Raw genomic sequence first — 22329 nt, 5'->3', positions numbered from 1 at the left:
CTGGGCGCCTTGGAAACCTTGAGCACCTTGAGTGCCCACGTCGCCCTGGGCGCCCTGAGCCCCTTGGAAACCTTGAGGACCTTGAGTGCCCGCGTCACCCTGAACGCCCTGGGCACCCTCGGCGCCCTGAACGCCCTGGGCACCCTGGGCACCATCAACGCCGTCGGCACCCTGAGCGCCTTGGGCACCTTGAGGGCCCGTGGCGCCTTGAACGCCGGCGTCGCCCTGGGCGCCTTGCAGACCTTGGGCACCCTGAACGCCCTCGGCACCTTGGGCGCCCTGGGCACCCGGCGCACCTTCCACGCCCTGGGCACCTTGGGCGCCCTGGAAGCCTTGAGCACCTTGAACTCCCTCGGCGCCCGCGTCGCCCTGAGCACCCTGAGCACCCTGAGCGCCCGGAACGCCCTGGAGGCCCGGAACGCCCTGGGGGCCCGGAACGCCCTGGGGCCTCAGGCCGCCCCGGCACCCCGGAAACGCCTCAGGGCACCCGGACCGCCCTGGGCGCACCTGCGCACCTGTCAGCTGCTCTCCGGGCACCTTCTACGCCTTGGGCACGCCGCTGCTCACAGGCGCCTTGAGCGCCCTGGAAACCTTGAGCACCTTGAACTCCCTCGGCACCGACGTCACCCTGGGCGCCCTCAGCACCTTCAACGCCCTGAGCACCTTCAACGCCTTGGAAACCTTGAGCGCCCTGGAAACCTTGAGCACCTGGAGCACCTGGGACACCTTCAACGCCCTGGAGACCTTGAGGGCCCGCGTCGCCCCGGGCGCCCTGAACGCCCTGGGCACCTTGGACGCCCTGAGCGCCATGCGAGCCGTGCGGGTAGCGCCATTTCGGCCGCCTGCCCTCGTCGTGCCCACCCCATGGGCCCTGCCAGCCCTGCGGGCCGTAGTCCGGTGTCCTTCCTGGGTGGTGGTCCCACGAATCGTCAGGTCCACCGCCGTCTTCGGGGACAGTCGACCAGGACAACGGCCACCCGCCGTACTGGCCGAGCGGACCGGGTGTACCGGCGTGCACGCCCTGGAGAGAGGATTTCGCTTCCACCGGTCGCGCTGCGGCTGCGGGCCCACCCGTCATCCCGACTGCCAGCAGGACAGAACTCAGCCCTGAAGCGGCGCAGCCAGGCCTCGGCCCTCGCCGCAGCCGTCGGTTGTTGCTCATGACCCCTCCAGAGAGCCGCCCCAGACATACGTATTGCTACCGGTTCCTCACCCAGTGTCACCACCTGGGCGGTTTGTAGCGTATCCGACTGATTTAGCATTGAGACAGGTTTCAGCGGCAGCTAGACCGATTTTGACCAAAGTGGATTTTCTTCGTGAACAGCTGCGTGAGCCCCGGGGCTGCGCCCTGGACCGGTGCGGGTGGCTCTCGGGCACCGAAAGTCGGCTCCCTCGGCGCACCGCTCGATCGAAGCCGCCGCCCGCGCACCCACCCCGGTCACGGAACAGGCCAACTCAACCCACCACACGCCGCTCGCCAAACCGAGACGCGCCGCCTGGGCAACTGGGCGCCGGTCCCGCGTCGGGGGTACGGAAGCGAGGCCGTGCCGCCAATGGCAGGGGCATACTGCCAGCCACCAAGAGCGGACCCTTTGTCCTCAGCAGACCCGGCGGAGCGCGATGGGTCGTCCACCCATCTCATCAGCCGTATGGTGACGGGTACGTTTTCACGGTGGCCACAGAGCTGCATGAGGGCAGGCCGGCCGGGTCCACCGATGGCACCACATAGGCCACCAGCTGCTGGCCGCGCACGCCGACCGGCCACCTGGCGCACGGACGGGCGCGTGGCCAGCACGGCCTCGACCTCACCCAGCTCAATCCGGTAACCGCGGACCTTCATCTGGTCGTCGGGGCGGCCCAGAAACTCCAACACCGTCCGCCCGCCACTTGGTCAGATCACCCGTGCGATACATCCGGCCGCCGGAATTCTGGGGTGACGAGGCCGAGTCCTGCTGTCCGCCGAACCCGCCTCAGCCGGGCAAGTAGCAGAGAGAACAATCGATGCGTAGCGACTGGACCGCTCTGCCTCAGAGTGTCACGGCAGGGATCACCGAACGGGTCGGCGGAACCTTCGCGTCACCCCGGCTCCCAGCGTCGAGGTGACCCCACGACCAGCAGGGCGTGCGGACGGACCCCTCGGACACCAATCAGCTCGACTTCGTAGAACCGGTATGATCGTCCCTACCAGGCCGCTGAAGGCGGCCGAGTCCGACGACGCAGAGCGTGACGGGAAATGACGACAGACATCGTCGGCAGAAGTGAAGTTCTTGCGACAATCGATGATTTCTGCGAGCACTCACGCACCTCCGGGAAATCTTTGATCATTGTCGCCGATCCCGGTTTGGGTAAGACCACGCTGCTGCGATACGCCGCCCGGCGTTGGGCGGCAGAGGGCGGTCGCGTCCTGGAGGTGACGGCGGTCGAGTTCGAAGCGGATATCAGTTTCGCGGGGCTGGTACAGATTGTGAGCCCGATCGTCGATTCGGTCCCCGGTGCCGAGGTTAGGCGTGCCGCCATCCTGGAAGCCCTTTTCGATCCGAAGACCGCTACGACACTGGACCGGATGGCGGTCACCGAAGCACTCCGGAATCTGCTCCGTGCCGCAGCTCACGATTCGCCGATCCTCGTCCTCGTCGACGACGTTCAGTGGCTCGACAGGTCAAGCGCCGCGGTGCTCACGCTCCTGGCCCGGCGGCTGACCGGAACGCGCGTCGGCCTTCTCGGGTCGACACGGCCGGCGGCCGAAGGTTTCTTCGAGCGAGCACGGCTCGACAAGTACGTGCTGACCCCCCTCGGCGAGGCGAGGCGGCGGCGGAGACTCACCGCCGCCCGTCCAGCCCGAATTGCCGCCTCGCGCAGTCCGACGAAAGTGGTGTTGGCCAGCGCGGCCGGGAACCCACTGGCCCTCGTTGAACTGCCGCTGGTCCTCGCCGACCCGGGTCACGACAGTCCGAGGGCCGACCTCTCCGTCGTCCCGCTCAACCGCCGGCTCCAGGTGGCATTCTCGTCTCGAATCGCTGGTCTGCCAGACGCCACGCGACAGTCGCTGCTGCTCGCCGCTCTCGAGGCGACCGGAAGCATCCGCGTCCTCGAGGTCGCGGCGGGTGAGCGCCTCCTGGAGACACTGGCACCCGCGGAACGCTCGAGGCTGGGCACTTCACATGGGAATCCGCACCAGATGATTACGCCGCCATCGTCACCGCCTGGTGGGGCGACCATTAGGTGACGGACTCGTCGCCGGCAGTGGGCTGGCCCAGGGCCGCCCCACTGCCTCGATATCGGGTCGACGCGGCCACCGGCGGTGTGAAACAGCTCGACGCGTCGCTGGTCGACCCGGCAGCTCGGTACGGACTCGCCTCCAGCGCGCCCTCGCCTGGCTGATCCGGCACTACACCCGCGACGGCAATCTCGTGGCTGACCTCGAACAGCTTCGCCGCGCGCGTCGCCAGCGCCGCCCGATGCTTGCACGAGCGAGGACGACATCCGACGCCTCGTCGGCGGTGCCATACGGAGAGCGTGACCGTCCTCAATGGCGTGGGCCCGCGGGCCGCGCGGCGGCCTCGACCACGGCGATTGATGATGACAAATGGCATCGTTCCCCAGATATCGCTCGACCCCTAGGCGCAACTTTCCGAAATATGTAAAGTGAGCGCACCGCCGAGCGCACCGAGCTGCGCCCGGGCCGGCGGCCGCGCGCTCTCGGCGGCACAGTCGGGGGAAGGCCGCCGCGCAGGCAGCGCTTTCCCGATGACTGCGCGGCGGAGGCGGGCTGCGACCACCTGATCGGGCGATCCGTCCTCGTGTGCGGTTCGCAGCTGTCAACAGGGGGCGGCAGCCTCCCAGCCCTCTTCGGCGTGTAGCGGTGAGGCGAGACGGAGGAGGGGAATGGCCATGGAGGACAACCCGTTGTGGTCCCGGCGCGGCTTTTTGGGGATGGGGGTGGGGCTGCTCGGCGGGGCCGGTCTGGGCGCGTGCGGGGGCAGTTCGCCGTCGACCCCCGGAGTGCAGGCCGAGGTCCCGAAGGAGCTGATCGACGCCGCGGCATCATTGAAGGGCTCCTCGATGGGGATGCTGTCGCAGAAGCTGTACTCGGAGGCGGCGAACGCAGCGCTCGACAGCTCGATCAAGAAGTTCGCCGACTCCACCGGTACGAAGATCGGGAACAGTCTCGTCCAGGCCGACGCCGGTGACGTGGTGGCCAAGATCGATGCTGAGGTCAAGGGCGGCGTGGCGCGTGACCTGGCGTTCATGACCGACTCGCGGTTCGTCGCGCAGTTCCAGGCGCTGGGCGATCTGGAGGACGTGACGGACGTCGTCCAAGCGCTGACGGCGAAGTACGGCGAGCCCACCGCGGAGTCCAAGAACTTCTGCGTTTTCGACGGCAAGTGGTTCGCCATCCCCTACCACTTCATCGGGATCGGGTCGTTCCTGCGCAAGGACTGGATGCAGGACAAGGGCATCTCCCCCAAGGACATCTACACCTGGGAGGAACTGCGGGACCTGTGCCTGGCCATCTCCGATCCGGCCAAGCGCCGGTTCGGCTGGGGCATGACCGTGAACCGGTCCGGTGACGCCAACGGCCTGATCGAGGCACTGATCAACTCCTACGGCGGGGCGATCACCTCCAACGACGGCAGGAAGGTCACGTTCGACTCGCCCGAGACGGTACAGGCGGTGACCTTCCTCGGTGACATCTACACCAACCCCAGGTACAAGCCGATGCTGCCGCCGGGGGTGGCCGCCTGGACCGACTCCAGCAACAACGAGAACTGGCTCGCCGGGATCCTCGGCTACACCCGAAACCAGCTCAGCGTCTACGCGGACTCCAAGACCAAGAAGAACCCCGTCTACGACAAGACCCACGTCTTCGCCGACTGCATCGGGCCGGCCACCGACAATCCGCTGCTGCTCGGCCAGTCCCAGGCCTTCGTCATCTTCAAGGGCGCCAAGAACGCCGCGCTCGCCAAGCTCCTGGCGCAGTACCTGGTCAGCGCGCCCGCGCTACTCGGGGTGGCGAAGGAGGCGCCCGGCCTGGCGCTGCCCGCCTGGCAGAAGGTCTGGGACGCCGACCCGTTCTTCACCAGCGGCGACCCGGCGTTCCCCATCATGCGCAAGATCACTGAGCTGTCGCTGCCGCTGACCACGAAGAACGGCCTGAACTTCCCGCAGAAGGCCAGCGCGGGCCAGCAGGCCGCCGTCGGGGCCTACGTCCTCACCGACATGATGCAGCAGGTAATCCAGGGAACCGCGCCCGCGCAGGCCGTGCAGGCCGCCCACGCGAAGATGGTGCAGATCTTCACCCAGCAGGGGCTGCCGCAGTGAGATCGGTACGTCCAGCGCCGGCCCCGGCGACGAGGGCATCCTCGCCGTCGGGGTCCGGCTCCCTCACCACGACCCAGCGGCGGCTGGGGCGTGACTGGCGGCTGGCGGCGCTGTTTCTGGCGCCCACCGCCGTACTGGTCGGCGGGCTCGTGCTCGTGCCGATCGCCCAGTCGGTCGTCACCAGCACGACGGAACGGCACGGCCAGCACAGCGTGTTCGTCGGCCTGGCCAACTACGTCGCCCTCGCCGGCGACGAGCAGTTCCGCGCGGGCGTGGTGAACTCGTTCGTATTCACCGCGTACGCCGAGGTGTTCAAGGTGGCGCTGGGGCTGGCCGCGGCCTTGCTGCTGCACCACCGGCGGCGTGGGCGGGCCCTGCTGGCCGGGCTGCTCCTGTTGCCGTGGGTGGTGCCGACGGTGGTCACGGCGTTCAGTTGGCGCTCGCTGCTCGACCCGATCTTCGGCAGCGTCAACCTGCTGCTCACCGAGTCGGGGATCGGGCCGCTGCTGGCCAAGGCGCACCTGGTCGACAGCTGGCCCGCGGGCTGGCTGTCCGACCCGTCCCTGGCCATGCCGTCGGTGATCCTCGTGAACGTGTGGAAGGGGGTGCCGTTCTTCACCGTCGCGTTCCTCGCGGGGTTGAAGGCCATCCCGGCAGAGCTCTACGAGGCGGCGACCGTCGACGGGGCTTCGCCGTGGCAGCGGTTCGCCAACGTGACGCTGCCCGGACTGCGCCACGTGATCACCGTGACGGTGACCCTGTCGTCGATCTGGACGTTCAACAACTTCGACCTCATCTGGTTGCTCACGCAAGGCGGCCCGGGCAACGCGACCGCGCCGTACGTGCTGGTCGCCTACTCGAAGGCGATCCTGCAACTACAGTACGGCGCGGGAGCAGCGGTCACGCTCGTGATGCTGCCGGTCATCGGCGGACTGGTGTACTTCCTGGTCCGGTTGCTGCGCCGGGACGCCGGCACCGCGCCGACCCGACGTACCCGGAAGACGCGGCGCGCCACAACGGCGCGGCGCGCCACAACGGCGCGGAAGGCGCTGCCGTGGGTCGTCGCCGCGGTGGTCGCCGGTCTGCTGGCCTGGGCGTCGCCACAGATCTTCTGGAAGGCGGCGGTGGTCCTCGGGGTGACCGCGCTGGTCGTGGCGGCGGTCGGTCGGGTGGTTACGGCATCCCAGGCCTGGGGACGTCGCCGGGCGTCGTCCCTGGTGTCGGGTCTGGCGTCCGGTGTCGCGCTGGCCGGGTTGCTCGTCTTCGTCCTGGTCCCGCTGTACTGGATCGCCGTCACGGCCTTCAAGTCCGAGGGTCAGATCGTCATGCGCGTCCACGACCTGTGGCCGACGCCGTGGACCCTCCAACAGTTCACCGACCTCTTTGCCACCAAGCCCTTCGGCCGCTGGTACCTCAACACGGTGCTGGTGTCCGTCGCGTCCACCGCGGTGGCACTGGTCTGTGCCGCCCTGGCGGGCTACGCGCTGGCCCGGCTGCGGTTCCGCGGGGCGCAGGGTTTCACCGTCACGGTGCTGATCACCTACGTGATGCCGGGCGCGCTGCTGTTCATTCCGCTGTACCAGCTGCTCATCGGGGTGCGGCTCACCGACTCGTTGTGGTCTCTGGTGGTGACGTACCCGACCTTCACGCTTCCGTTCGCCACCTGGCTGCTGACGGGGTACTTCTCGTCGATCCCGATCGAGCTGGAGGAGGCCGCGCTGGTCGACGGCTGCACCCGCCTCCAGGCGTTCCGCCGGGTGGTGCTGCCGCTCGCCAAGCCCGGGCTGCTGGCGGTCGCGCTGTTCACCCTGACCAATGCCTGGAACGAGTTCCTCTTCGCCTTCGTGTTCATCACGAAGGACGAGTACAAGACGCTCCCCGTGGGGATGCAGTCGATGATCACCGGGGACGTGGTGCCGCAGGGGCAGCTCGCCGCGGCGTCGCTGCTCGTCAGCATCCCCGTGGTGGTCATGTACGCCTTCGGGCAGCGCTTCCTGACCGAAGGGCTCACTGCGGGCGCGGTGAAGGGCTGACCTGGGATTCCAGCACCCCGTCGAACGACACGAATCCCGTACGGACCAGGTGCCGCGGGCGTCAACCCTCGGGCACAACGCCGATTTGTGACGCTGGCCGTTGGAGCGACCCAGCCGGCGGGCAGCGACGACATCACCGCTAACCGACTGTGGGTGGCCCGGGACGCCGTTCAGGGTCGGTGGACCCGACGGTGCCGGGCAGCTGCCGTCGGGTGTCCAGAGCGGGTTGCGGCCGAGGTAACGCAGCAGGGTGGCGACCGGGTCGTCGCCGGCCTGAACGGGTAGGGCGGGGGCACAGGCGAAGCCGCGCAGCGGTTCGGCCGTCGCGTGGGCGGCTGGCATCAGCTGCTCGGCCAGCGCGACGCGCCCGTTTGTTCAAGTGCGTCGTCCAACTGCGACCGCGCCACCGGCGACCCGTCACACCCCTGCTGACCTGCCGAGTAACCAAGCTTGACGGCATCGGGTCCGCCCCCGCCCGGGTAGCGGAGCCTGCTCCGCCCGGAGCGGGTTGCCAACTGCCGACAGCTCACTACAGTGCTTTTCGTGATCATCGACGGATCCCCCGGGTAGCAGTAATGGCGCTGCGCTTCACGGTGCTTGGTCCGGTCGGCGCAGCTGTGGATGGCGAGCCGGTCGGCGTGGCGCGGCCCCGCCGCCGGGCGGTGCTCGCCTACCTACTACTGAACGCCAACCGTGTGGTGTCGGTCGACCAGCTGACCACGGCGATCTGGGAAAGCACGCCGCCGGCCACGGCGCGGGCACAGATTCAGGCCGAGATCTCGGCGCTGCGCTGCACGTTGCGGCGAACTGACGACGCGACGGTGCCGCTGCTCACCAAGCCCGGCGGCTACGTGCTGAACCTCGCCCCGAACGAACTCGACCTGGCGACCTACACCAGGCTCGCCGATTTGGCGCGAGTCGAGGGCAACCGCGGCCGGCTTCCCAACGCCCGCGAGCTCATGCGCGAAGCGCTGACGCTTTGGAGAGGCCCGGCACTGACCGGGGCAGTCGCCGCGTTCGTCACCCCGACCCGTGAAGGGCTGGAGGAGACCCGGCTGGCTGACCTGGAATGGTTGATCGACATCGAGCTCCAGCTCGGTTCGCACCGCGACCTGATCCCGGAGTTGACCCAGTATGTCGCCGAGCATCCGTTACGGGAGCTGCTACGCGCCCAGCTGGTGAAGGCGCTCTACCGAAGCGACCGGCAGCCGGAGGCGCTCAGTGTGGCCCGGCGCGGCCGCCAGCTGCTGGTAGACGAGCACGGGCTCGACCCAGGTCCGCTCCTGCGCGAGTTGGAGCACGCCGTTCTCCGGCAGGATCCGAGCCTCGCCGTCACCGTTAATGAGCTGCCGACCCGGCGTTTCGCCGACCAGCCACGGCCAGCCCAGCTGCCGCCCGCGTCGCCGCTCTTCGTGGAGCGCCAGGCCGACCTGGCGGACTTGGTCAGGCGCCTGGGTAGCGGTCCGGACCGGCCCGCGAACGCCGGTCCGCGCGTCGCGCTGCTGCACGGCATGCCCGGAGTCGGCAAGTCCGCCTTGGCGCTCCAGGTCGCTCATGCCGTCGCCGCCGCCTATCCCGATGGCCAGTTGTACGCCGACCTCGCTGGCAGCGGGCAGCCGCGGACCCCGGACCAGGTGCTCGAAGAACTCCTACGCGCGCTGGGCGTCGCCGACCTGGCAATTCCGGCCGAGCTGGCGGCACGGGCCGCGCTCCTGCGCAGCCTCTTCACGGACCGGCGCTGCCTGCTGCTGCTCGATGACGCCCGCGCGGTCGATCAGGTGCTGCCGCTGCTGCCGGCCGGGGCCGGCTGCACAGTGCTGGTCACCGCCCGCTGGCAGCTCGACCTTCCCGGGGCGCACCGGCACCTGGTGGCGCCGATGTCGGACGCGCAGGGACTCGAAACCCTCGCCGCTCATCTCGGCCCCGATCGACTGTCGGCGGAGCCGGCCGCGGTCCGCGCGCTGTCCGTGCTCTGCGACGGCCTGCCGCTAGCCCTGTGGTTCGCCGCCTGCCGGATGTACCGGGGCCGGTGGGCCGCCGACCTGGTAGCGCTGCTGCGGGACCCGCAGCACCGGCTCGACGAGCTGAGTACCGACGACGGGTCGATGCGCGACAACCTCGCACCGTCGTTCCGGGCGCTCAGTGAGGCGGCGAACCTGACGCTGCGTCGGATCGCCATCCTTCCGACTGTCACCGTCCCGGACTGGACGCCCACGGTCTGCGCGGGGCTGGCACCCCGCGAGGCTATGCAGGCACTGGACGAGCTGGTCGGCTCCCACCTGCTGACGCCGGTGCCGCGCCAGACCGTCGGCCCGCACCGCTACCTGCTCCCCAACTTGGTCCGGTCCTACGCGCTCACCACCGCGGCGGACGAATCGCCCCACACCGCCGTATCCGCCAACCAGGTACTGGCGCGCGCGGTCGACGGCTGGAGCGTCCTGGCGCAGGAGGCCGTCCACCGGCTGACGCGGTCCCGCGGACGGCGGATGGACGATAGGCATCCGCAGCCGGCCCGCTCGTCCCGGCTGCTGTTCTCGCCGGCGGAGCTGGACCGGCTGCTCGCCACGCCGTGGGACTGGCTGCACGAAGAGCAGGAGAACCTGGCGACGGTGATGGCGGTAGCCGACGAGCGGCGCTGGACCAGGCCGGCATCGGCGATCGCCGATGCCGTCAGCCGGGCCGCCGCACGCGCTCATCTCGGCGACGAACCGAGCACGGCCCGGTACGCCCGGACGCTGTCCGCGGTGGCACGAGACAGCAGCCCTGGTTGAGGCCGGTGCGCGCCGCGCAGCGCCGTAACCACGGCCGCGAGCCAGGCCCTGACCTCGGCTGCGGTCATCCGAACCTGGTAGTCGTCGCCCCACTCCGGCGGTTCGAGGCACACTCCCCCGCCACGGACCGCCTGCGGCAGCCCGCCGACCCGAGTGGCCACCACCGGTACGCCGTGGATCACGGCTTCGCGGGCGACCATCCCGAAGCTCTCCTGCCACAGGCTCGGTACGAGCAGCAGGTCGGTCTCGGCGTAGAGCGCGCAGATGTCGGCGCGGTATTCGACGATCTCCACCCCGGGCAGGTCCGCCGGGCCGATACCCAGCCGGGCGAGGTGGGCCGCGGTCCACCGCCCCTCGACGAACCGGAACCGGAACGGCAGCTTCGCCCCGCTGGCGGCCGCCACGAGGTGCATCACCACCCCAAGCCCCTTGGCCGGCTCCGGGTTGATGAACGTCAGCCAGTACGGCCCCGTACGCGCCGGATCCCGGGGCGTCTCGGATGGGCAGACGCAGCCACGCAGGCACGGCTCGATCGCCCGAGCCTGGCGGCCGGTCTGCGACCCGAACAGCCGCCGTGCGAACTCGGACGGGACCACCACCTCGTCAATCAGCCGCAGTGTCTCCGGCACCGGTGGGAGGTCCGCGGCCGGATGCTCCAGAACGGTCGGAACATCTGCCGCCGCCAGCCGCCGCACCAACTCGGTCTCCTCGCCCAGATGTCCCCAGAGCAGGGCAGCATCGGGCCGGTCGCGGGCCAGCAGGGTGTCCAACTGCTCGGCGAGCGACCGCAGTCCGGCCTCGTGGCCGGCACCGGCCCTGCCCGGGTCCATCGGACCATCGAGCACAGTCACCCGCTCGCCGGTGGCTCGTAGCGCCTCGGTGAGCTGGCGCAGGTGGACCGCCTCCCCGGACTGTCCGGCGTGGATCCGGTGGACGCTGATGATCAGAACATGACTCATCGGTCGCCCCGTACCGCGCCGGCCCGGTAGGCCGGGACGGCAAACTCGTCGCGGAGCCGGGCGACGGCGGCCACCCGACGCCGCAGCAACGCGACGCTGTCCGAGTCCTCCTTGCGGTAGACGATCGGTGCCAGCCAGACCAGCGCCCGGGAATCGAGCGGGCGCAGTGTCCACGGAATGTCCGTCAGCACCGGGTCCGCCCGCACCGCCCGTGCGAAGGCCGCGACAGCCGAAGGGGCGAACGGCAGCGCCGCCGTGTGCCACTCCAGCCCGTCCGGAAGCTGGCCAACCGCCTCCGGATGGTTCCGATCGCCGCCGAGGATGCTCAGGTCGTCGTGGCCGCCGGCGATTCGTACGGCCAGCCGCTGCCCGTGCTGGCGGGCCAGCCGCTGCACGTCGACGACCTTGGCGCGCAGCATCACGGCCGAACTGGCGGCGACGTACAGGTTGAGGACGAGCCCGTCGTGGCTGACGGTGATGCCTTGCGCACGGCGGCGGGCCGGCGAGGAGAGGATGGTGGAGGTCACCAGCTCGCCCAGGAGCAGGTCCCGCCAACAACGCAACAGCTCCTCGGTCAGCTCGGCACCGGCGAGCAGCACCGGCTCGGCCGTCAACACGGTCGCGACCGGCAGCACGTGCGTCAGCTCCACCACCACCGGTCCGTACCCGCCCGTTTGAAACAGTGACCCTTGTAGGTGCGGGCCGGGTGGATACGGCAGGGCCCGCCGAACCCGGTCGTCGGCGGCATCCTCCCAGCCCAAACGGGTGAGTTCACCGTCGCGGCGCAGGACGAGAAAGTCTCGACAGTGGCGTTCCCGCTCGCCGAGGCCGGCGAGCAGGCCACGCTCCAGAGCGTTACCGAGCACCGAGGTGTGCGGGCCGGAGCCCGGCGAGGGCAGATAAAAACGGGCATCGGCCCCCCGCAACGCCTCGTTCAGCTGTGCGAAGGTCACCCCGGGTTGCACCGTGGCGAGGCCGAGCTCGACATCGAGATCCAACCGGTCCAACCGGGCCAGGCGGACGATCAGTCCCGGCTCGCGGACCCGGGAGTCGTCGTACCCCCAGTTGCGGCCACGGGCGTCCACCCGCCAGTCCACTCCGCCGTCGTGCAGAAGCCGGACCAGCGTGGTGAGCTGCGCCAACGATTCTGGCTCCACCACCCAGTCCGGAGCATGTCCACCGGGGACGGTCGATCCGGCGGGCCGGGTCACCCCGGCACCTGTGTTCGCCAGCCGATCAAGCAGCTCGGTCGAGATCATATCCGCTCCATCACTGCGCGTACCCGGTCCGGGGCAACGCCGTACTCGTCCCAGAGCGTTTGGGTGACTAACACGTACGCGGCGAGCAGTTGCTCGGCCGGCGCCCCTCGTTTGAGGTTCCACAGATGGCCGAAGCGGGGCGGCTCGGTCAGCCAGCGCAGCGTCCGTGGGCACCACAGCGCGTCGAACAGGTTGACCACCTGCTGCCCGGCGACGGTGGTCAGGTGGGTGGCGAGCACCTGCTCGGCGACGGTCATGTGCAGGTGGACGTCGCGGCCGGGGGTGGTCGGGTTGCCGGCCAGGAAGCTGAGCCCGGCGTGGCTGATCCGGCGTGCCAGGTGCGCGTTGGCTGCCCGGAACAGCGAGGTGTTGCCGACCGCCGGCGGCGAGTCGGGCAGATCCACCTGGGCGGGATTGCGCAGTTCCCGCAGTCGGGAGTAGAAGTCGGCGTCACCGTGCTCCAGATGCGCGAAGACCGATCCGGTGGCCGGTAGCCGCAGCCGGCTGTACAGGTAGGCATCGGTGTCTACCAGCGTCGCGTCAGGATACCGGTCCAGAGCGAGCAGCTTCGGCAAGGCGAAACAGGCGACCCGGTCGTAGCGCTGGTCGAGATCCCGGTCGTCCAACGTCTCAACCTGGTCGTAGCAGCTGAGCCAGCCGAGTCGGTCGAGCCACTCCATCGTCGGCGGGTCGGCGTAGAGCGTGATCGGCCCCGCGTACCGCTGCCACGAACGGATGCTCAGCAGCCAGGTCACCCGGGACAGCTGCTGGTAAGCCCGGGGCAGCCGGCTGGGCAACTGCCAGTAGGCGTGGACACCACGTACTCCCTCAGCCACTGACGACCGCCGCGACCGCCGCCGATTCGAGCCGGGTTACGCCGGTGTCGTCGCGCACGATCCGCACATGCCGGCTGCCGAGGTGCTCACCGACCGGGCGATGACTGATCACGATCAGCGTCTCCACCCGCCGCCGCGCCTCAGCGAGCAGCCGCAGTTCCAGGTCCCGGTCCAGGGAGTTGGTCGCCTCGTCGAGGATCAGCAGCGACGGTCGGCGCAGCAGCGCCCGGGCCAACGCGAACCGCTGCACCTCTCCCGCGCTGAAGGTCGAGCCGTTGATCCGCAGCCGGGTCCGCAACCCGAGCCGCAAGGGACGCATCACCTCGGTCAGCTCCACCACGGCGAGCAGGTCGTGGATCTCCTGGTCGGTCACGTCGGTCGCCCCGCTGGACAGGCTCTCCCGGATCGTCGTGTGCAGGAAGTCGGACCGGGGCGGGACGTAACACACCAGCGGGCGGAGCCGATCCGGGTCCCAGTCGGCGACCGGCACTCCGTAGACGGTCACCTGCCCCGCGGGCACCGGGTCCAGGCCGCTGATGATCTGGGCCATGGTGGACTTGCCGACCCCACTCGCACCGCTGACGGTCACGGTCTCGCCCCGCTCGACCCGCAGGTCCAGCCGCAGGTCGAAATGCTCCCTCGGGCGGTGCACCCGAACCCCCTCCAGCAGCACCGCCGACGCGTCCGCTACCGGCTCGGTGTGGGCTCCCCGCTCCATCACCGGCAACGTGAACAAACTTGTCACGTAGCGCAGTTGCCGCTCCAGCGCGGCGGCGTTGGTGAGGCTCTGGGCGATCGTGGTGACCGAGAACAGCACCGTACCCCCGAGGGTGAGGAACCCGAACAGCTCTCCGGTGCTGACCAGACCTGCCGACAGGAGCACCGAGCCCACCACGAGAATCACGTACAGGCCGGCGAACCGCAGGGCGCTGCTCGGCCCGTGCACCCAGGCGAGCCGGTACTCGAGCCCGCGGATCGACCGCTGCAGCCGGTCCAGCCGCCGGGAATGCTCAACCTGCAGGTGTGAGATCGTCCCGAGCCCTCGGTAGGTGGTCAACCCCTGGGAGATGCTGATCAGCAGATCCTGGAGCTCAGCGTCGAGTTGCAGTTGCTCCTCGGTACGGCGGTTGATCGGGATCCGTCCGAGGATCGTCAGGACGATGTGGAGCGCGGCGACGCCGGCCACCACGCCGGTCAGCGGCAGCGACATCGTCGCCATGAACGCCAGCAGGATCACCACGGCGATCACGTCAGTGAACAGCGACAGCGCCAGGCCGGTGCCTGCCTCCCGGACGGCGCGGGCGCTCTGCACCCGGTGCAGCACATCGCCCGAGGTCAGCTCGGTGCGTGCCGACGTACGGGTCAACCGGTCGATCAGTTCACTCAGCATGGCCCGGTCGAACGAGAGCCCTAGAGAGGTAAGTTGCCGATGTCGAAGCCAGAACAGCGCGCTGGTCGCGACGCTGAACGCCACCAACGCGGTGACCAGGGTGGACGTGGCGACCGTGCTGGCGACGGTGACCTCGTTCAGGTAGGGCAGCAGGATCATGTTGAGCAGGGTCAGGCCGGTGTAGAGCAGCAGGCTCATCGCGAGGACCGGCACGACCTGCCGGAACTTGATCTGTCCGGAGCGCAGCATCGGCCACAGCCAGGCGGCCCGAGTCGCGGCCCGTGGACGCCGAGGCGCGCCCGCCGCCGGTGCCGGCGTGGCTGGCGACAGCACCCAGCCGCTGGCCTGCTCCTGGTACGCGGCCTCGGTCAGCCACCCGTACCCGACCGAGGGGTCGAAAATCGATACGCGCCGCCCTCGCCGTCGCTCAACGGTCACGAAGTGATCGACGCGCAGGTGGATGATGGTGCCCGGAGTTAGTTCGGCGAACGGGAGGTCCCGCCGGCCGCGGTAACGCACGCCCACCACCGCGGCGCAGGTGTCCCGCAGGTCCTGAAGCGACAACGCGCCCCGGGTCGCCAGCGCGTCTCGCAACAGCGGCTCGGAAAACTGATATCCCTGCAGGCGCAGGCTGGCGACGAGTGCCGACACGCCGCAGTCGTTGTCCTCGGTCTGTAGGCTGATTGTCATCGGCTGCTCCCAGTTGCTCTGCCGCCGGCCACGGCGGCCGATCCGTCACTCAGACTCAGGCAGACCCCCCACCATGGCCGCGACGTGGTCTCGGTCTCCGCCAGTGCCAGCGCCATCCCGAGTGTCCCCTCGAGGACCGACAGCACGAACGGCGTGTCAAAGATGGCGGCCACCGCCTGGTCATCAATCTGGTCCAGGTGACGGGCGAGCCGGACCGCCAGCCGGTCCCGGCGGTCCGGCCCGACCAGTTCCCGCCACGCGGGAGCGAGCTTGGTGACCAGGCTCAGCCCGGCCAGTCCGTGGCAGACCGTGACGTCGGAGCCGATGTCGGCCAGCAGGTCATCCAGCCGATCGAGGGCCGCGCCGGTGATCGCCGCATTGACGAGTCCCGCCAGAACCACCGGGTCAACCTCCGGCCCCAGCGCGGTCAGCATCCCCGGCTGGCCATAGCACATGGTGACGCCGCCGACGCCCAACCAGCCGCGGTCGAGCACGGCGGGGGTCAGCTGCTCCAGATGCAGGACGAGCGCGTCGACCGCTGCGGTCACCAGCCGGTCCTGGCCGTAGCGGCGGTCCAGCATCCGCAGCAGCAGGATGCCGCCGCTGCGGCCATGGTAGAGACCGTGCGACTCCTGCTCCATGATGGAGAGCGCGACCTGGGTGATGGACTGTGCCATCCTGGCGCGAGCCGGCTCGTCAGCGAGGTCCCACAGGGTCATCCCGACCCCTCCGGCGCCATTGACCAGATCGACGTTACCGGCCTCGACGTAGTGCCGATAAAAGGCATCGAGCACTTCGACCGCCTCCGCCCGGGTCCGTGCCAGTGTCTCGGCGTGGCCGGAGCCGGGCGAAAGGCACTCGCCCACCAGGCGGTGGCGCAGCCAGCTGACCCGAAAGTCGGGCACCTGCCCGCCCCGTACGGTCAGCTCGGTCAGGGACGCCGCCAGGGCCTGCTGACCCAGCCGGGACGCGAGCAGGGCAAGGGCTGCCGCCGCCTCCGGGCTCGCGTGCCCCCGCCGCCGTAGCTCGGTGACAAGCCGACGCAGCAGTCGCCGGGCGGCATCGGCCTCAGCCATCGACCGCTCTGCTTCGGGTTACCCGCGCCTGCCGACCCTTCAACAGCCGCGCCGCCGCCAGCACGAGTTCCGGCTCCCGTTTTGTCGCCTGGCCGAGCGGCAACCCACGGTTGACGCTCATGTGGACAAGGCTGCTCAGCGCCGTGGCATAGGCGTCGCTGTCCAGGCCGGCCAGGTAGGCCAAGGCAGGCTCCGGCTCGGCGAGCGTGGCGTCGAGGGCCTGCTCCAGGTCCGGCCGAGCAGCACGGAAGGTCGCCATCCACTCCCGCTGAGCCCGCGAGCTGGGCAGCCGCGGATCCAGCCCGCGCAGCCCGCAGAGCAGGGTCAACGCCTGATCGTCGCCAGCGAGCTGCCGACACCAGGCGGCGATCCGGGCCACCGCCAACGTGTACCGGCCGGCCTGGTCCGGGCCGGCCGCGAGCCGCTGCGCCCACCAGGCCGAGTCGGCGCAGAACAGCCGTACGGCATCGGCCCGGCTCGCTACGCCTCCGTACCGGTAGTCCTCCGGTATCCAGGTCCGGAGGTCGACCTCGCAGGGCTGCTGAGGCACCATCGCGGCCAGGTGGGCGCGTAGGTCGGCCAGGAGCGGCTCGGCATCGACGCTGTGGTGCACCCGTACCCGCAGATGCGGCCGTTCGTCGTGATAGCGGATGTAGAACAGGTGCGCCCGACGCATCAACGTCATCACTTCGGTGCCCGCCAGCCAGAGCTCCACCACCCGCTCCGGGGCGTAGACGAACCAGCTGGTCCACTCCGGGTCCTCAGCCGGCGGCCGGTCCACCAGGCGGGTCCGCGATATCGGCCTGACCGGTCGCGGATCAGGACGCAGCCACGGCACCCATACGTCATGGACGTGCCCGCCCAGCTCCGACTCGATCAGCGTCGCCACCGGCAGGGCCTCGTGCAGCGTCAGCCGGCCCTCGCGACGTAGCCGCCGGGTGAACCACCACCGCTGAGTGACGTCGGTGAGATCCAACCGCATGGTCACATCCGGTCCCTCGCCCACCTCCAGCTGCGGTCCGAGCCCCACCTCCGTGAGCACATCGCACAACTGCGCCGGGTCCTCGGCCAGCGTCAGCAGATCGGCGCGGTGCTGCGCGTCCAAGACGACGCCGCGCCGAGCCACCAGACAACGGCCGGCGGTGATGCGAGGGACCATCCCGCCCGGCGGCGCCCACAGGCTGGGGTCGGCGGCCAGCGCCGGGCCGTGGGCCTCGTCCAGCAGCAACCCCAGCAGTTGCACCGACCACGGGTTGAGCTTGTTACCCAACGTCAACGGGCTGTCCCACCGAAGCTGCACGTGGCGTCCGTCGGACCGGTGAACCAACTGGAGCCGCCCCGCCAGCACGGTCACGGCCAGATCCGCTAGTTGTAGGTCACCGGTACGGTGCGGCAGGTTGAGGTTGAGCCGGGGCAACCCGCTCTCCGGCCGGCGCGCCAACGGCGCCCGCCGGTCCGGCGGGACCCACCCGATCTCTACCGGAAGCCAGCCGGGGACCGCCGGACCGGGCTCGGGCTTCGGAATCCCTAGCTGCTCACTGAGCCGGGCGCCGGGCCCACCCCAGAAGCCTGGCAGGACCAGTTTGAGCCAGGCGTCCGCTCCGGCAACCGGCTCGGCCAGCAGCGCGCCGTTGACCATCCCGAACTGCGGCTGGGTGACCACGGCGGGGTCTGGGGGCGGCGCGCGGCGCGCCTGCCACTGGTCCAGCGTGAGCGCTTCCTGCCACCACTGCACCGCGCCGCTGTCGCGACGGGTGCGCGGCACGAACAGCCGTCGGGCCGGGACCAGGCGGTCGGCGCCCTCGACATCTGCTTCCTGCCGCCGCCAACTGCCCAGCGGGTGGTCCACCGGAGCGGCCAGCAGCCACACCAAGGGCACCGCCCCGCCGCTGTAGCCGCCGGCCACATGGTCCCGCACCCGGTCGAGTCGCCCGGGTCGCCAGTGCGCGCGCAGAAGCTGAGCGGCCCCGTCCAGCAGCGCCGCCGCGCCCGCGCCGGGCAGTCGGGCCCGGACCTCGCTGAACGCGTCCACGAACTGGTCGTCCCTGAACGGCCGCTCCGCGGCGAGCGCCGCCTTGACAGCCTCGGTCGGCGCGGCCGGCCCGGACGGCTCGACCAGTATCGGTGGCACCTGCTCCGGCAGCAGCAACCTCTGGCGTACCCCTAGGTGGAACTGGGTTTCGCCACCGAGCACGACCGCCCATTCCTCCGCTGACCGGGGTGCGGCGGTGAGCTGCGCGGCGAAGCGCTCCGCGAGCTGGCGCACGCCCGAGGCGTCCGACATCGACGTGACCCCACCCTTGTCCGGGTGCAGGTACGACCACCGGCCGTGCTCGGCGGCGAGGGAGGGATTGACGAACCACCTCCCGGTCTGCTGCGGCAGGTCGAGGCGGCGCAGCCGCACATCGGTCTCAAGATCGAGCCGGGTAGCCGGTGCGCCGCTGTCGTTGTCGCTGATTTCGGCAAGCAGGCTCAGGCTGAACACGCCGAACGGGGTTGGCCGGTACCTCGCCCGGCTGCCGTAGACGGCCAGTCGAGTCGCCGGGTCCTGCCAGTCCCGGTTCTCCTCCGCCGCGCGCTGGAACACGGTCGCGTAGTCGATGGCCAGGTCCAGCAGCTGCCGCGCCAGGCCCTCGGGCGCGGCGGCATCTGGCACCGCCGGCAGTACCGGAATCCGAAGCAGGCACCAACCCGGCATCGACAGCACCGGCACAGAGGTCATCGAAGCCTCCCCGCCGGGGCCGACGAACCCGCGTTGACCAACCTGGACGGTCGCATCGCCCCATGCGGTCGCATGGTCGCTATGTCGACCCGCGCCTGCTCGAGCTGCTGCCGAATTTCCGGGTCCGTCGAGTCGCAGCCCTCCGCCAGCGCGAGCGCGGCATCGAGGGCGATGTGATAGGCAGCGCTCAACATCAACAGGAACTCCCGCCGCAGCGTCGGCGAGAACAGCGCGAGTTTCCCTGCCCCGGCCAACGTGTCGAGACTGCGCAGCATCCCGACCAGGCCGCGCCGGGCGAGAGTGTTCCGGGCGACTGCCTCGGCGTAGGTGGCCTGCCACGCACCGGGTACCGGACCCGGGCCGAGCAGCGCCAGCAGCCGTTCGGCGAGCCCGAGCGCCACCCCGGGCATGTTCGCCAGAAACAGATCCGGATCGGCGTAGATCCCGACCAGTCGACCGGCCGGGACGTCCGTCATGTCGACCACATCCGCCGGCGAGACGCGGACACCGCTGGCCCGCAGGGTGTGGCTGGCGGTCGCGAGCAACCCCGGCCCCTCCCATGGGTGCGCCACCTCGAGCCGCAGGCGGTCGACGAGGACGGTGGCCCGCCGGCCCGCCACTGGCTCGCACCCCATCGCCATCACGGCAGCCCGGTCAGACCCCGAACCGAACCGCCAGCACCCGTCAAGCACCAGCCCGCCATCCGCGCCGGTGCGTAGCCGGCCGACCGGGGCAACCACGCCGTACAGTTCGTTGCCGGTGGTGTAGAGCCTCGACAGCAGCTCCGTCGGCGCGTAGGTGGACAGGTAGTGCGCGGTGCCGTTGGCAATCATGCAAAGCCACGCGTGGCTGGCGTCCTCGTGCGCGGCGGTCCGAACGAGGTCCAGGCCCGCGACCAGGCTCTGGACCTCCTCCGGACCATTCCGCAGCCACAGCAATGGAGGGCTGAGCTGTTTCACTGGTCTTTAACCAACCTGTCGGAACTTAGTAGTTCTCACCCGGCGGCGGGCCACAGTCGATCGAACCGCAGGCAGCCCGGGTGACAATCGTGATCGTCCGCGTGACGCACGCCATGGTGGTGCCGCCCGCGGTCTTGTCCCAGGTGTCTACGTCAACCCCGGCGAGGTCGAGGTCGTCCAGGTCGACGAAATACTCGGCCTGGTTGCCCGCGGTGGAACCCGCGGTCATGTTGTCGGCCATACCAGTCCTTTCTTGTTAGGGCGAGTCGTCACGCGGGGTTTCCGCGCCACGCCCTGTGGAGGCCAGTGTGATCGAGTCGCTTATGCGTCGGCTATGCGTTCGCTATCGGCTCGGCCGCCTCGTCCCAGCGCGTCCCGGCTGGGGTGGGCCGACCCACTCCGCCGCCGGCCTTTCCATCGGACGCCGGCACACTTCGATACCGGCCCTGACGTCCCGTGCTCCTTCACTTCGGGGCCCAGCTCTGGATTCCCGAGGTTGGGGAGCGGTCGACGCCGGGCCTGTCCTATCTGGCCGCCCTGGCCGCTGCCTCGGCGCGGGGGGTGCCCGGTTCCTTCGCGCCGAGCCGTTCGCCGAACTCCTGCCAGCCGCCCGCGCAGGCCTCCGCGACAGCGCGTAGCGACTCCTGGCAGTGACCCGGGACGTTCTCCGCGACCGCGTCCGACTGGGCGATGAACGCCAGCGTCGTTGACACCAGCCGGAGCAGTGCCCTGCCCCGCTCGGTGTACCGCAGCGACGGGTCGTGGACCAGACGCCGCAACCGTGCCTCGACAGTCAGCTCGGACCCCTGCCCGGTCGCCGACGGCCATCCGCCGGCGGGCCGTAGGACACTGGCCGTGGACTGGACCCGGGCTGCCGGACCGGCCTCTGCGGCGGGCAGGAGTTTCGCACCCGCCTCGGCCGGACTCGGCACGCCGTTCTGCGCGGCGAGCTTGCGCCGCACGTCCATCGCGGTGCCCACGGAGATTCCCGCCTCGCGGGCGACCTCGCGCAGACTCACCCCTGGCCGGTTTCGCATGATCTCCGTCGCGATCCGGCGGCCCTTCTCCGCGGAGAGCGGGTGCCGGCGGCCGTCCTGGCCGATCCGGATGCTCGGTCGGTTCCGGTCGTCGGGTGACCGCCGCCGCTGCGCGGCAACGGTCTTCGGGGCGACCCCGCACACGGCCGCGATCCGTCGGTCCGACCAGTGCGGGTGCGTCGCGAGGATGCGCACTACCGCCGCGGTACGGTCCCGCGCAGACAGCGGCATACCGTGTACGGCGTTGAGTCGTACCGCGGCGACGAAGGCCTCCTCGTCCGTTCCGTCGAAGTAGACGACGGGAATCAGGCGTTCGCCGCGTGATCGCGCCGCCTCCAGCCGATGCATGCCATCGACGACGCGTAACGACGAACGATGCACCACGATCGGTGGAACCTCGTCGGCCAGGTCGACGAGCTGCTTGGTGCGGACCGGGCTCGTGCCGTCCAGACGCGGCGAGAGGCCGTCGCGCAGCACGGCGATCTCGGCCAGTTCCACCGGTTCGGACGAGGTACGAGCGAGCAGGTCCGAAAAGCACGCGGGCGCCGATTCCCGGCGACGCTCCGGTTTTCCAGCCACACACACCCTGGAAACTGTTTCCACATGGGTAACAATCGCTGAGGACGGGACCGCATACACCGGGGCTCCTGGATCGGTTGGAGGCGTCGCCGAACCCGCCGCGCAATGTCGGTCGAGGGGGTCCGATGGCCGCGCCCTCATTCGGAGCGCCAGCGAAGGCCGGTAGATCGGACATGACACGGATGCCATTGCGCTTTTGTGGGTCCGTACGGAAGAAGGGTACGGCGATCCACGTACAACTCCGGTACAAGTGGCGTACAGCCGTGCCAGGTAGCAGCGCGTGCTGGACATCAATGGGCGTGTGTCCATGCACATCGGCCGTCAGGTGCTCGTCGGCGGTCGGCTTGACCTGCGCCGTCTGGCCTGCGTACCGCTACCGCGACGAAGGCACCGCGGTCTGCTCGTCAGCATGCGAGATCAGGCCACACTGCACTTTTCGGGTGGCGACCAGTATCTCGACATGCTGTGGGATGCACTCGATGGTGTGGCCGAGCAAGCTGAGACCGCGGAAGACCACAGGGTCAACCGGCGGCACGGAGACGGTCATCGCGACCACCCCAGCCCCTGCGCGGCAATTACCCACAGTGACGGAAGACGATAAATTGGGTGTTCAAGGGGACTTGAACACCCACACGGGTACTGCGCACCGGTGCGAAGAATCTGTGTTCGAGGGGGGGAATTGAACCCCCTTGATCC

The 22329-nt window shown here is 69.9% G+C and carries 16 protein-coding genes and 1 pseudogene; 4 read left to right on the top strand and 13 right to left on the bottom strand.

The window, feature by feature from the left end; all coding sequences use genetic code 11:
* The 3 genes and pseudogenes from ACQEUR_RS20675 to ACQEUR_RS20665 form a co-directional block, all read right to left on the bottom strand.
* Positions 1–377 (bottom strand): hypothetical protein (locus ACQEUR_RS20675; protein ID WP_433033670.1); only part of this gene is annotated, 377 nt, incomplete at its 3' end.
* Positions 378–540: 163 nt separating this feature from the next.
* Positions 541–717, bottom strand: coding sequence for a hypothetical protein (locus tag ACQEUR_RS20670; protein ID WP_433033667.1), 177 nt, complete (start codon positions 715–717; stop codon positions 541–543).
* A 978-nt stretch (positions 718–1695) separates the two neighbouring features.
* Positions 1696–1922, bottom strand: a pseudogene (locus ACQEUR_RS20665) (hypothetical protein); the annotation flags it as partial.
* A gap of 311 nt (positions 1923–2233) precedes the next feature.
* Here ACQEUR_RS20665 and ACQEUR_RS20660 point away from each other — a divergent pair.
* The 4 genes from ACQEUR_RS20660 (at position 2234) to ACQEUR_RS20645 (ending at position 10126) form a co-directional block, all read left to right on the top strand.
* Complete coding sequence (locus tag ACQEUR_RS20660; protein WP_433033664.1) at positions 2234–3226, top strand: AAA family ATPase; 993 nt, start codon at positions 2234–2236, stop codon at positions 3224–3226.
* A gap of 659 nt (positions 3227–3885) precedes the next feature.
* Positions 3886–5322 (top strand): extracellular solute-binding protein, encoded by a 1437-nt coding sequence (locus ACQEUR_RS20655; protein WP_433033661.1) that lies wholly within the window; start codon positions 3886–3888, stop codon positions 5320–5322.
* Positions 5319–7355 (top strand): ABC transporter permease subunit, encoded by a 2037-nt coding sequence (locus ACQEUR_RS20650; RefSeq protein ID WP_433033658.1) that lies wholly within the window; start codon positions 5319–5321, stop codon positions 7353–7355. The genes ACQEUR_RS20655 and ACQEUR_RS20650 overlap by 4 nt, the downstream gene beginning before the upstream one ends.
* A gap of 638 nt (positions 7356–7993) precedes the next feature.
* Positions 7994–10126 carry a BTAD domain-containing putative transcriptional regulator gene (locus ACQEUR_RS20645; RefSeq protein WP_433033655.1) on the top strand — a complete coding sequence of 711 codons (2133 nt, stop codon included), beginning with the start codon at positions 7994–7996 and terminating at the stop codon, positions 10124–10126.
* On the opposite strand, the gene ACQEUR_RS20640 is transcribed toward ACQEUR_RS20645, so the two are convergent.
* The 10 genes from ACQEUR_RS20640 to ACQEUR_RS20595 form a co-directional block, all read right to left on the bottom strand.
* Positions 10048–11085 (bottom strand): glycosyltransferase, encoded by a 1038-nt coding sequence (locus ACQEUR_RS20640; RefSeq protein ID WP_433033652.1) that lies wholly within the window; start codon positions 11083–11085, stop codon positions 10048–10050. The genes ACQEUR_RS20645 and ACQEUR_RS20640 overlap by 79 nt on opposite strands.
* Positions 11082–12344: an FAD-binding protein gene (locus tag ACQEUR_RS20635; protein ID WP_433033649.1), complete on the bottom strand. Its 1263-nt coding sequence runs from the start codon at positions 12342–12344 to the stop codon at positions 11082–11084. Before ACQEUR_RS20635 ends, ACQEUR_RS20640 begins: the two co-directional genes overlap by 4 nt.
* On the bottom strand, positions 12341–13180 hold the full coding sequence (locus tag ACQEUR_RS20630) for a hypothetical protein (RefSeq protein ID WP_433033646.1): 840 nt from the start codon (positions 13178–13180) through the stop codon (positions 12341–12343). Before ACQEUR_RS20630 ends, ACQEUR_RS20635 begins: the two co-directional genes overlap by 4 nt.
* The gene (locus ACQEUR_RS20625) at positions 13173–15260 is read right to left on the bottom strand and encodes an ATP-binding cassette domain-containing protein (protein ID WP_433033643.1); all 2088 of its coding nucleotides are present in this window, start codon (positions 15258–15260) and stop codon (positions 13173–13175) included. Before ACQEUR_RS20625 ends, ACQEUR_RS20630 begins: the two co-directional genes overlap by 8 nt.
* On the bottom strand, positions 15257–16165 hold the full coding sequence (locus tag ACQEUR_RS20620; protein ID WP_433033640.1) for a hypothetical protein: 909 nt from the start codon (positions 16163–16165) through the stop codon (positions 15257–15259). The genes ACQEUR_RS20625 and ACQEUR_RS20620 overlap by 4 nt, the downstream gene beginning before the upstream one ends.
* 163 nt (positions 16166–16328) lie before the next feature.
* On the bottom strand, positions 16329–19058 hold the full coding sequence (locus tag ACQEUR_RS20615; RefSeq protein WP_433033637.1) for a thiopeptide-type bacteriocin biosynthesis protein: 2730 nt from the start codon (positions 19056–19058) through the stop codon (positions 16329–16331).
* The gene (locus tag ACQEUR_RS20610; protein WP_433033634.1) at positions 19055–20017 is read right to left on the bottom strand and encodes a hypothetical protein; all 963 of its coding nucleotides are present in this window, start codon (positions 20015–20017) and stop codon (positions 19055–19057) included. The genes ACQEUR_RS20615 and ACQEUR_RS20610 overlap by 4 nt, the downstream gene beginning before the upstream one ends.
* Before the next feature lie 25 nt (positions 20018–20042).
* The gene (locus ACQEUR_RS20605; protein ID WP_433033631.1) at positions 20043–20258 is read right to left on the bottom strand and encodes a hypothetical protein; all 216 of its coding nucleotides are present in this window, start codon (positions 20256–20258) and stop codon (positions 20043–20045) included.
* Positions 20259–20541: 283 nt separating this feature from the next.
* On the bottom strand, positions 20542–21552 hold the full coding sequence (locus ACQEUR_RS20600; RefSeq protein WP_433033628.1) for a ParB/RepB/Spo0J family partition protein: 1011 nt from the start codon (positions 21550–21552) through the stop codon (positions 20542–20544).
* Between the two features lie 454 nt (positions 21553–22006).
* Positions 22007–22180 carry a hypothetical protein gene (locus ACQEUR_RS20595; RefSeq protein WP_433033625.1) on the bottom strand — a complete coding sequence of 58 codons (174 nt, stop codon included), beginning with the start codon at positions 22178–22180 and terminating at the stop codon, positions 22007–22009.
* Positions 22181–22329 lie beyond the last annotated feature (149 nt).

The organism is Plantactinospora sp. CA-290183 (genome assembly GCF_050936375.1).
Classification (GTDB): Bacteria; Actinomycetota; Actinomycetes; order Mycobacteriales; family Micromonosporaceae; genus Plantactinospora.
This window is presented reverse-complemented; position numbering and strand designations above follow the sequence as displayed.

What these genes read in the sequence shown, in the direction of transcription:
- ACQEUR_RS20660 (WP_433033664.1), top strand. Translation starts at nt 2,234, where the DNA reads ATGACGACAGACATCGTCGGCAGAAGTGAAGTTCTTGCGACAATCGAT.
- ACQEUR_RS20655 (WP_433033661.1), top strand. Translation starts at nt 3,886, where the DNA reads ATGGCCATGGAGGACAACCCGTTGTGGTCCCGGCGCGGCTTTTTGGGG.
- ACQEUR_RS20640 (WP_433033652.1), bottom strand. Translation starts at nt 11,085, where the DNA reads ATGAGTCATGTTCTGATCATCAGCGTCCACCGGATCCACGCCGGACAG.
- ACQEUR_RS20635 (WP_433033649.1), bottom strand. Translation starts at nt 12,344, where the DNA reads ATGATCTCGACCGAGCTGCTTGATCGGCTGGCGAACACAGGTGCCGGG.
- ACQEUR_RS20625 (WP_433033643.1), bottom strand. Translation starts at nt 15,260, where the DNA reads ATGACAATCAGCCTACAGACCGAGGACAACGACTGCGGCGTGTCGGCA.
- ACQEUR_RS20615 (WP_433033637.1), bottom strand. Translation starts at nt 19,058, where the DNA reads ATGACCTCTGTGCCGGTGCTGTCGATGCCGGGTTGGTGCCTGCTTCGG.
- ACQEUR_RS20605 (WP_433033631.1), bottom strand. Translation starts at nt 20,258, where the DNA reads ATGGCCGACAACATGACCGCGGGTTCCACCGCGGGCAACCAGGCCGAG.
- ACQEUR_RS20595 (WP_433033625.1), bottom strand. Translation starts at nt 22,180, where the DNA reads ATGACCGTCTCCGTGCCGCCGGTTGACCCTGTGGTCTTCCGCGGTCTC.